This window comes from Faecalimonas sp. LCP19S3_D12 (assembly GCF_052121495.1).
GTDB lineage: Bacteria > Bacillota > Clostridia > Lachnospirales > Lachnospiraceae > Faecalimonas.
This window is the reverse complement of sequence record NZ_JBQKED010000043.1, coordinates 19651-28243: the sequence shown is the minus strand read 5'-3', so window position 1 is coordinate 28243 and position 8593 is coordinate 19651. Positions and strand designations below refer to the sequence as shown.

Genomic DNA, 8593 nt, shown 5'->3' with positions numbered 1-8593 from the left:
TAAAATGAAAGAATCTTGGAGTTTTTTAAGATTTTTATTAAAACAGAGGCTATTTACAGAAAAGTGGTGCTGGGGATAACTCCCAGCACCAACTTTGTCTACAGTCTGAAGCTATTGCAAACCGCAATAGCTTTTTTTATGAGAAAATGAAAAAAGAGTGGCATTTTGTTGTAAATTGTTCTGAAAAAATATGAGTCTAATATTGGAAGAAAATAAAAGTCGTAAATTGTCGAAAAAGGGTAGACAATAAGCCAAAAAAGTTCTATTATTATTAAAGATATAAACTGTGCGAATTTGGAAAGTATTAAAGATTGAGGGAAAAGAAAGTGACAGACTATACGGTATATAATAATCATTATCAATATATGAATCAGATATTGAATTCATTAAAAGTACAAAATGAAAAGATTGGTTTGAGACGGAATAGTTTTTCGGAAGTGTTTTCTAGTGCGAATCAGACGACGGTAGAGGCACCCGAGAACATGGATGATATTTTTGAAGAAGCGGCAGAAAAATATAATGTGCCACTGAATTTGCTTAAAGCGATGGCAAAAGCTGAGTCGAACTTCAATGAAAAGGCGGTATCAAGTGCAGGGGCACAAGGAGTTATGCAATTAATGCCGGCTACGGCCAAGGCATTGGGAGTGGAAGATGCATTTGACGCTAGAGACAATATTATGGGCGGAGCAAAGTACATAGCGGAAAAATTGGAGCAATATAATGGAGATATTGATTTGGCACTTGCAGCGTACAATGCAGGAAGCGGTAATGTGAGAAAGTATGGTGGCGTACCTCCATTTCAGGAGACGAGGAATTATATTAAGAAAATTAAAGAATATATGGGAATGGAGTTGAGCGCACAAAAGAGTGTCATGACCACGAAAAATAGTAGTAATACAGAGAATATGTTGTCGGGTGTTATGGATGACACGGCTATTAGTAATGCACTTTATGTTGTGGAGTTGATGAAGATGAGACTGCAGATGCAGATTAATAGTCGGCTCATATAGAATGGAGGAGAAAGAGAATGAACTTTGGAAATACAATTCAGATGTCCCAGAAAGCGTTAGATTATCTGTGGAAAAAGCAAGAAATTACGATGGACAACATTGCGAATATAAGCACACCGGGATATAAGGCGAAAGAGATATCGTTTCAGGACACCTTTAGGAATAAACTGAAAGCAGCTACACAGACTGGAGATGCAAACGATGTCAGAGCTGCAATTCGAGACAGTGATTACACTGTGTATGAAAGAAGTGATTCTGCGAGAGTGGATGGCAATGGCGTGAATGTAGATGTGGAATACACAGAATTATCGAGAACCGCTTTGCACTATCAATATTTGTTACAGTCGGTAAACAGTGATATTACTAGATTGCGTACTGCAATCAAAGGACAATAACATGACGATAAAATTAATTTAAGAAGTGAAGGGAAGACGATATGAGAACGGAATTTATTCAGCAAATACAATTTGGAAAGTTTGATGAAGTATCTGGTAATAGCAATGTAGAAAAGAATGCGGATTCGTCTATGTTCAAAGGGATTTTTGAAGAGGCGGTTCAGAATGTGAAAAGCACAGAGCAGGAATTGACCAATCAGCAGTATCTTCTGGCGACGGGACAGATTGAGGATGCGCATACAGTTATGATTGCGGCTTCACAGGCACAGGTTGCAGTAGATATGCTTGTACAGCTTCGCAACAAGGCACTTGATTCATACAATGAGTTAATGCGTATCAGTTTATAATGTGCGACAGATACGGACTAAATTAATTGATTGGAGAAAAAGAGGTTATGAAAGAGAAGTTAGCGGGCGTCAAGGAATTCATTGGAAAGCTAAGCGGTAAGACGAAAAAACTAATTATAGCAGGAGCAGCGGTTCTTGTGATTGGTGCTGTGATTATAGCGGTTGTGTTGAATAACAAGCCGTATGCGGTACTTTTTTACGAACTGGGAGCTGAAGAGTCGCAACAGATAGTCGAGAAACTTCAGGAGGAAGGAATTGAGTTTAAGTATCAGGGCGACACCACAATTATGGTAAAGGAAGAGGAACTGGATCAGGTGAAAGCGAAACTGGTACAGGAAGGATATCCGAAAAGTGGTTTTACATATGACACTTACACGCAGAATGCGGGTATGATGACGACAGACTCGGATAAGCAGCTTTATAAACTTTATGAGCTTCAAGACAGAATTGGAGCTACCATTTGTCTGTTTGATGGCGTAAAAGATGCGAAGGTTACTATTGCGCTTGGCGAGGAAAGCAAATATGCATTGAATGATGAAGCCGAACAAAAGTCGACTGCGACAGCTGTTGTCACAATGGAGGATGGCGGCGCCCCTACAGAGAAACAGGCGGCAGCAGTACAACGTTTGGTAGCAAAAAGTGTTCCTAAGATGCAGTTGGAAGATGTTGCTGTGTTCGATGGCAATATGAACGATGTGACGGTTTCTAATGAGGGCTCTAATACGGGAAGTGATGCGGAAGAGATTGCAAAAGTAGTAGAAGATCAGATTGCAAAAAAAGTCATGAAGGTGCTTGGACCGATTTACGGGAATAAGAATGTACATGTTTCTGCGAGAGCACAGATCAATATGGAACAGTTGATTCGTGAAGTGACTACATATAATACTCCGGAAAAAATTGATGAAAATGACAAAAATGGAATCGTGGGAAAAGAGGAACTTTACAATGAGGAAGCGACCACGAATAATGGTGCGTCAGGAGTTGCGGGATCTGAGACAAATGCGGACACGCCGGAATATAACACGGATGGCGAAGGTGGAGCTAATTCAAAAAGTGAAAGTGTATCAAGAGAATATCTTGTGAATCAGATTAAAGAGCAGGGACAGATTAGTCCCGGAGCGTTGGAGGATTTGACTGTTTCGGTTGCGATTAACAAAAATGGATTAGGACAGTTGACAGAGGCGGAAGTAAAAGAACTTGTCGGTAATGCGAGTGGAATTGCGGTGACGGACAGAGCGGAGAAGATTGCAGTTGCCAGTGTTCCGTTCTATGAAGATGAAGAGGCGGAGGACGTTTCGAATGAGGCGGAAGGCATTAAGAAATCTACTCTGATTGCATTGATTGCATGTTTGGCGGCGTTGTTTATTATAGTGACTGTAGTCGTAATACTGCTGTGGAGAAGAAGTCGAAAGAAGAGAGCGTTAGAGGAACAGTTGGAGGAAGAAGGACTGCTTCAAGATGTTTCTGAACAAGAAGAAGAAAAGAACCGTGAGATTCTTGAGATGCAAAATGATAAAGGGCTTGAATTAAAAAGAAATGTCAGAGATTTTGCGGAGAAAAATCCGGAAATATCAGCCCAGTTATTGAAGAGCTGGCTGAATGGAGGTGGTCAAGATGGAGAGTAGTACATTGCAGCCGGAACAGAAAGCGGCAGCGGTCATCGTGGCACTTGGCGCAGAAAAGGCATCTAAATTATATAAACATTTAAGTGAATCGGAAATTGAAAAACTGACTATAGAGGTTGCTAAGTTGGGGCATGTTTCATCGGAAGAGACAGAAGCGGTTTTAGATGAGTTTTATAAGACTTGTTTGACACAGAAGGTTGTTACAGATGGTGGAATGGAGTATGCAAGAGCTGTTTTGGAAAAGGCTTTTGGAGAATCTACCGCTCAGAACTTGCTTGATAAGCTGGCAAAATCACTTAAGACGAGACCGTTTGAGTTTATTCGTAAGAGTACTGTAAAGACTTTGTTTTCATTTTTGCAGCATGAGAGACCGCAGACGATTGCGCTTGTATTGTCTTATGCGGAGCCGGATCAGGCGGCCACTGTAATCAGTGAACTTCCGAAAGAAAAGAGAATTAAAGTCGTTGAGGCGGTGGCTAAGATGGAGAGTGTGTCTCCAGATGCGATAAAGATCGTAGAGAGCTCTCTGAAGAAGAAATTTGAAAATATTCTTACAACAGATTTTACAACAATTGGTGGAATCGATTATGTGGCAGATGTTATGAATCATATGGATAGAGGGAATGAAAAATATATCTTTGATGAACTTGGCAAAGAAGATGAAGAATTGGCAGAAACAATTCGTAAGAAGATGTTCGTATTCGAAGATATTGTATCAATGGACAACAGATCTATTCAGAGATTTATACGTGAATGTGACATTAAGGATATTGTATATGCATTGAAGGGATCAGACGAAAAAATCAAAAATCTTATTTTTTCAAATGTTTCTACTCGTATGGCAGAAAGTATCAAGTCGGATTTGGAAATTACAGTCAATGTCCGTCTGCGTGATGTAGAAGAAGCGCAACAGAGAATTGTGGCGGTTATCAGGCGACTGGAAGAAGCAGGAGAACTGATCATTGTTAAGAGTGGAAAGGATGAAATCATTGTCTAAGATTAGAAAAGTATTAGATCAAGGCGAGCTCGTGCATGCGTGTGACTTGTTTTCTGAATTCACAGTTCCCATAGAAGAAGAGGAAGAAGAGGTGAACGAAGAAATCGAGGAAGAGGAAGAGACTATTCCAGTGAAAGCGGCTGAGGAATTGATCGCACAGGCAGAACAAAGTGCGAAGGAAATTCTTCGGGAGGCAAAAGAGCAGGCAGAACTTTTGAGAGAGCAGGCGTATGAAGAAGGAAGGGCTCGAGGTGAGGCCGAAGGGGTTCAGAAGGCGTATGAGGAACATCGACAAATCTTGAATAAGGAGTTGCGAGGTTTACAAAGAAATATTGCTGATGTTGTACAGAGTGTAACACGGGAAAAAGAATATATTATGGAAAAATATATTGACGAATTGAAAAATATTGTTCTCGTAATTGCTGAAAAAATTATTCAAACAAGTATACATTCTAGTGGTGAGATTATAAAGCGAATGATCCTCTCCGCTACGGACAAGATGAAGAGACGTCAGTGGGCAAAAATCTATATTACAAAATGCAATACGGGGGTCTCTATGGAAGCAGATGAAGAGTTTTTGGAGTCGCTGTCTCGCCTGTCGGAAAATGTGAAGATTATAATGATGGAGAACAGTGAAGAAGGAACCTGTATTATAGAACTTCCGGATGAGATTGTAGATGCAAGTGTGAGTACGCAATTGGAGAATATCAAAGATGTTCTGAATAACGCAAGACTATAAAGGGGTCAGAAAGAAACAATGCTGAAAAAACTTTCGGAACTGATTCGAAATACAGAATCAGTCAGTTATATAGGAAAAATCGAGAATATTGTAGGGATGTCAATTGAATCATCGGGAAATAAAGCGAGTATCGGTGATATTGCTATGATATATAGCGAAGACAAACATAAGCAGATTCCGGTGGAAGTAGTGGGATTTAAAAACGATAAAATTCAGCTTATGGCATATGAAAATATGAGTGGTGTGGCTGCAGGGAGTTTTGTCAGAAACACAAAAAAGCGTTTAAAAATTCCTGTTGGAGAATTCTTACGAGGGCGAGTAATTGATGCTATGGGAAGACCGATGGATGGTTTGGGGGAATTTGAATCACAGCGTCATTACTATGTGGAAAACTCTTATACGAACCCTTTGGAGAGACCGCCGATTACAGATACTTTAGAGTTTGGAGTGAAAGCAATCGATGGACTTAACACAGTGGGAAAGGGACAGCGTATTGGAATTTTTGCGGGAAGTGGTGTTGGAAAGAGTACATTGCTTGGTATGATTGCAAGGAATGTAAAAGCAGATATCAATGTAATTGCACTTGTAGGTGAACGAGGAAGAGAGGTTCGAGAATTTATTGAAAAGGATTTGGGACCCGAAGGATTAAAGAGAAGTATTCTTGTTGTGGCAACATCAGATCAACCGGCGATGCTTCGAATGAAATGTCCGCTTGTAGCAACTACGATAGCGGAATATTTTAAAGATCAAGGAAAAGATGTGCTGCTGATGATGGATTCTCTCACACGATTTGCGATGGCGCAAAGAGAGATTGGGCTTGCAATCGGAGAGCCGCCGATTGCAAGAGGATACACCCCATCTATTTATGCGGAGTTCCCAAAGCTCTTGGAGCGAAGCGGAAAGTTTGAAAAAGGATCTATTACCGGTGTATACACGGTGCTTGTGGAAGGGGATGACACTAATGAACCGATAGCGGATACAGTCAGAGGTATTTTAGATGGTCATATCGTGTTAAGCAGAAAGCTTGCAAACGCAAATCACTTTCCGGCGATTGATGTCAATGCAAGTATTTCGCGTTTGATGGCAAATATCGTTCCGGAAGAACATAAAGCTGTGGCATCTAAGATGCGAGATATTTTGAGTATTTACAGTAAAAATGAAGATTTGATTGCAATTGGAGCCTATAAGGCTGGAACAAATCCCAAATTGGATTATGCAATTGATAAGATTGAAAAAGTAAATCAATTCTTAATGCAGAAGGTAGATGAAAGTTTTCATGCCGATGAAATTTTTCAAATGATGAAGGAAGTGTTGAGATAATGAAGAAGTTTTTCTTTTCATTGGATACAGTTTTGAGTTACAAAGAACGAGTACTTGATGGATTGAAGGCGGAACATATGAAAGTACTTGTGCAGATGCGAAAATGCGAAGAAGAGATTGATGGGTTAGAACGAGTTTACGAGGAAAGTGCAAAAGAGTTTGATGAAAAAAAGCAACAGGGAATAGGCGTGCAAGATATGTATGTGTATGATAATTTCCTAAGAAGTATCTGGCGGCGAATTGTAAAGAAACAAGAAGAACTTATTGGATTGAAGATGGAAGAGGAGAAAAAAAGAGCGAAGGTTGTAGAGGCAAAAAAAGAGAGTTCTTCGCTCGACAAATTGAAAGAGAAACAATTTGAAGAGTACAATAAGCAAGTGCAAAAAGAGAACGAACAGATGATAGAAGAATTTGTAAGTACACAGAGTGCATTTGCGAGACTGAATGAGTAATTCTGTATAAGCAGATTACTAATAGATATTATATTAGGAAGAAAGGAGGGAGAGACGATGGAGCAGATTCATATGTCGAATCCCGCGAATATGTCATCTGGAAGTGGAATGACTTCAGGTGTAAAAGGGCAGCAACAGTCTGTCGCTGATTCAATGGGCATGTCGCAGATGGGACAGGATGCGAATGGAGCGACGAATTTTAAAGGTCTTCTTCAAGGCAAGCAATTGTTTCCGGAGATGACCGAAGAACAAGAGCAGACAGTATCTTTGTTGGCGGCTGAAATGCAGAACATGAACAATATTATGTTTTTGGGAATGCAGAGTATGCAGATGCAAGACAGTGAAAAAAATCTGAGTATTCCAGAAAATGTCGCAGAAGGCATTATCAATATCGGAGCTATGAAGCTTGCACAAGTAGGCAAGGTAGCTGAAGGACAAGTGGCACAGAACGAAGTAGTTCAGGATTCACAAAATGAACTGATTATGCCAGCTGGTGAGGAAGAGACTGTAGAGGGAGTACCGACAGAAAAGAATAGTGTTGATATTCAAAAGGAGATGTCGGAAGGATTACCACATCAGACAGAGACCCAGACGAACAAACAGTTAGAATCGGTGGAGCAAGATGCAAAAGAGATGGCGAATGTGTCATGGCAGGAGACGACGATGAAACAGCAGTCTGTTTCTGACAAACAGATAGAACAGCCAAAAGCACATGATGTGATTAAGGCGGATACACCGCAGGAGATTCCAAAGAATCTTGCTGAAAAAATTATAGAAAAGACAAATGAAGGAGTACGGGAATTTGAGATTCAGATTGAACCGAAAAATCTTGGAAAGATTGCCGTGAAAGTGGAGTATCAAAATGGTGATGCAACAATTTCTATTATTTGTTCGGAGAGCAAGACGTTGGAGATTGTCAAACAGAATGTGAATGATATCAGTACGGTAGTACAGAAAAATTTGCAGCAAGAAACGATTGTTTTGGTGGATGAAAAGAGACCCGAGGCTTATGAACAGCAACAGGGAAATGGAAACAGCGATGCTGGAAGAGAGTCTGAATGGGAAAGACAAAAAGAAGAAAGAAAGCGTAAAGAGCGAAGTAATGCAAACCGTTTCTTACAGGAGTTAAGGCTTGGCTTACTAGAATAAGGCGGAAAGGAGGAGAAAAAAGATGCCAGTTAGTGGAGTGAATGGGAACAGCAATATGTACAATGAATTATTAGGTACACAGACAGATGCAGTCTCAAATAACAGCGAGATGTCGATGGATGATTTTTGGAAATTGATGGCGGCACAGCTACAGTATCAGGATATGTCCAATCCAATGAGCAACAGCGAGATGATGAACCAGATGACCCAGATGGCAACGATGAATGCCATGACATCTGTATCGAATGCAATTGCCAACTTTGCGGTAGTTACAAATAACTTGGCGCAGGTTACACTGACATCTTATTCAACAGGGTTGATTGGAAAAGAAGTCACAGTTGCAAAAGTAGATGAGTCAGGGAAAGTGACAGGTGAGAAAAAGGGTGTCGTGACAGGAGTCGATCTCACAGGAGGACAGTACATCTACATTGGTGAAGAGAGATACAGCCTATCTCAGATCATGGGCATAGGAGAAGTTCCGAAAAAAGAAGATGGTGACACAGCTACAGGAGATGGAGGCACTACAGAAGAAGGAGAGAATACTGAAAAAGTCTAGGAA

General features: G+C 40.5%; 10 protein-coding genes. All 10 read left to right on the top strand.

Translation table 11 applies throughout. The features are described from left to right. Positions 1-311: 311 nt before the first annotated feature. Genes ACTQXY_RS12500 through ACTQXY_RS12455 form a run of 10 tightly spaced genes read left to right on the top strand, consistent with a single transcriptional unit; the run spans position 312 to position 8590 of the window. Positions 312-1010 (top strand): transglycosylase SLT domain-containing protein, encoded by a 699-nt coding sequence (locus ACTQXY_RS12500; RefSeq protein ID WP_441659729.1) that lies wholly within the window; start codon positions 312-314, stop codon positions 1008-1010. A gap of 17 nt (positions 1011-1027) precedes the next feature. Continuing rightward, entirely contained in the window at positions 1028-1405 is a 378-nt protein-coding gene (flgB, locus tag ACTQXY_RS12495) for a flagellar basal body rod protein FlgB (protein WP_441659728.1), read from the top strand. A gap of 41 nt (positions 1406-1446) precedes the next feature. After that, on the top strand, positions 1447-1752 hold the full coding sequence (gene fliE / locus ACTQXY_RS12490; protein ID WP_441659727.1) for a flagellar hook-basal body complex protein FliE: 306 nt from the start codon (positions 1447-1449) through the stop codon (positions 1750-1752). Positions 1753-1799: 47 nt separating this feature from the next. Next, positions 1800-3377: a flagellar basal-body MS-ring/collar protein FliF gene (gene fliF / locus ACTQXY_RS12485; protein WP_441659726.1), complete on the top strand. Its 1578-nt coding sequence runs from the start codon at positions 1800-1802 to the stop codon at positions 3375-3377. Further along, on the top strand, positions 3367-4374 hold the full coding sequence (fliG, locus tag ACTQXY_RS12480) for a flagellar motor switch protein FliG (protein ID WP_441659725.1): 1008 nt from the start codon (positions 3367-3369) through the stop codon (positions 4372-4374). Before fliF ends, fliG begins: the two co-directional genes overlap by 11 nt. After that, on the top strand, positions 4358-5113 hold the full coding sequence (locus ACTQXY_RS12475) for a FliH/SctL family protein (protein WP_441659730.1): 756 nt from the start codon (positions 4358-4360) through the stop codon (positions 5111-5113). Before fliG ends, ACTQXY_RS12475 begins: the two co-directional genes overlap by 17 nt. Positions 5114-5131: 18 nt before the next feature. Further along, entirely contained in the window at positions 5132-6433 is a 1302-nt protein-coding gene (gene fliI, locus ACTQXY_RS12470) for a flagellar protein export ATPase FliI (RefSeq protein WP_441659724.1), read from the top strand. Further along, positions 6433-6885, top strand: a complete 453-nt coding sequence (fliJ, locus tag ACTQXY_RS12465) for a flagellar export protein FliJ (protein ID WP_441659723.1) — start codon at positions 6433-6435, stop codon at positions 6883-6885. The genes fliI and fliJ overlap by 1 nt, the downstream gene beginning before the upstream one ends. Positions 6886-6942: 57 nt before the next feature. Beyond that, positions 6943-8034, top strand: coding sequence for a flagellar hook-length control protein FliK (locus tag ACTQXY_RS12460; RefSeq protein ID WP_441659722.1), 1092 nt, complete (start codon positions 6943-6945; stop codon positions 8032-8034). Positions 8035-8056: 22 nt separating this feature from the next. Then, positions 8057-8590, top strand: a complete 534-nt coding sequence (locus ACTQXY_RS12455; RefSeq protein WP_441659721.1) for a flagellar hook capping FlgD N-terminal domain-containing protein — start codon at positions 8057-8059, stop codon at positions 8588-8590. The last annotated feature ends 3 nt before the right edge of the window (positions 8591-8593 follow it).

Bases quoted from the DNA above. Each gene is read 5' to 3' on its own strand.
- flgB (WP_441659728.1), top strand. From the start codon at position 1,028: ATGAACTTTGGAAATACAATTCAGATGTCCCAGAAAGCGTTAGATTAT.
- fliE (WP_441659727.1), top strand. From the start codon at position 1,447: ATGAGAACGGAATTTATTCAGCAAATACAATTTGGAAAGTTTGATGAA.
- fliF (WP_441659726.1), top strand. From the start codon at position 1,800: ATGAAAGAGAAGTTAGCGGGCGTCAAGGAATTCATTGGAAAGCTAAGC.
- fliG (WP_441659725.1), top strand. From the start codon at position 3,367: ATGGAGAGTAGTACATTGCAGCCGGAACAGAAAGCGGCAGCGGTCATC.
- ACTQXY_RS12475 (WP_441659730.1), top strand. From the start codon at position 4,358: ATGAAATCATTGTCTAAGATTAGAAAAGTATTAGATCAAGGCGAGCTC.
- fliI (WP_441659724.1), top strand. From the start codon at position 5,132: ATGCTGAAAAAACTTTCGGAACTGATTCGAAATACAGAATCAGTCAGT.
- fliJ (WP_441659723.1), top strand. From the start codon at position 6,433: ATGAAGAAGTTTTTCTTTTCATTGGATACAGTTTTGAGTTACAAAGAA.
- ACTQXY_RS12460 (WP_441659722.1), top strand. From the start codon at position 6,943: ATGGAGCAGATTCATATGTCGAATCCCGCGAATATGTCATCTGGAAGT.
- ACTQXY_RS12455 (WP_441659721.1), top strand. From the start codon at position 8,057: ATGCCAGTTAGTGGAGTGAATGGGAACAGCAATATGTACAATGAATTA.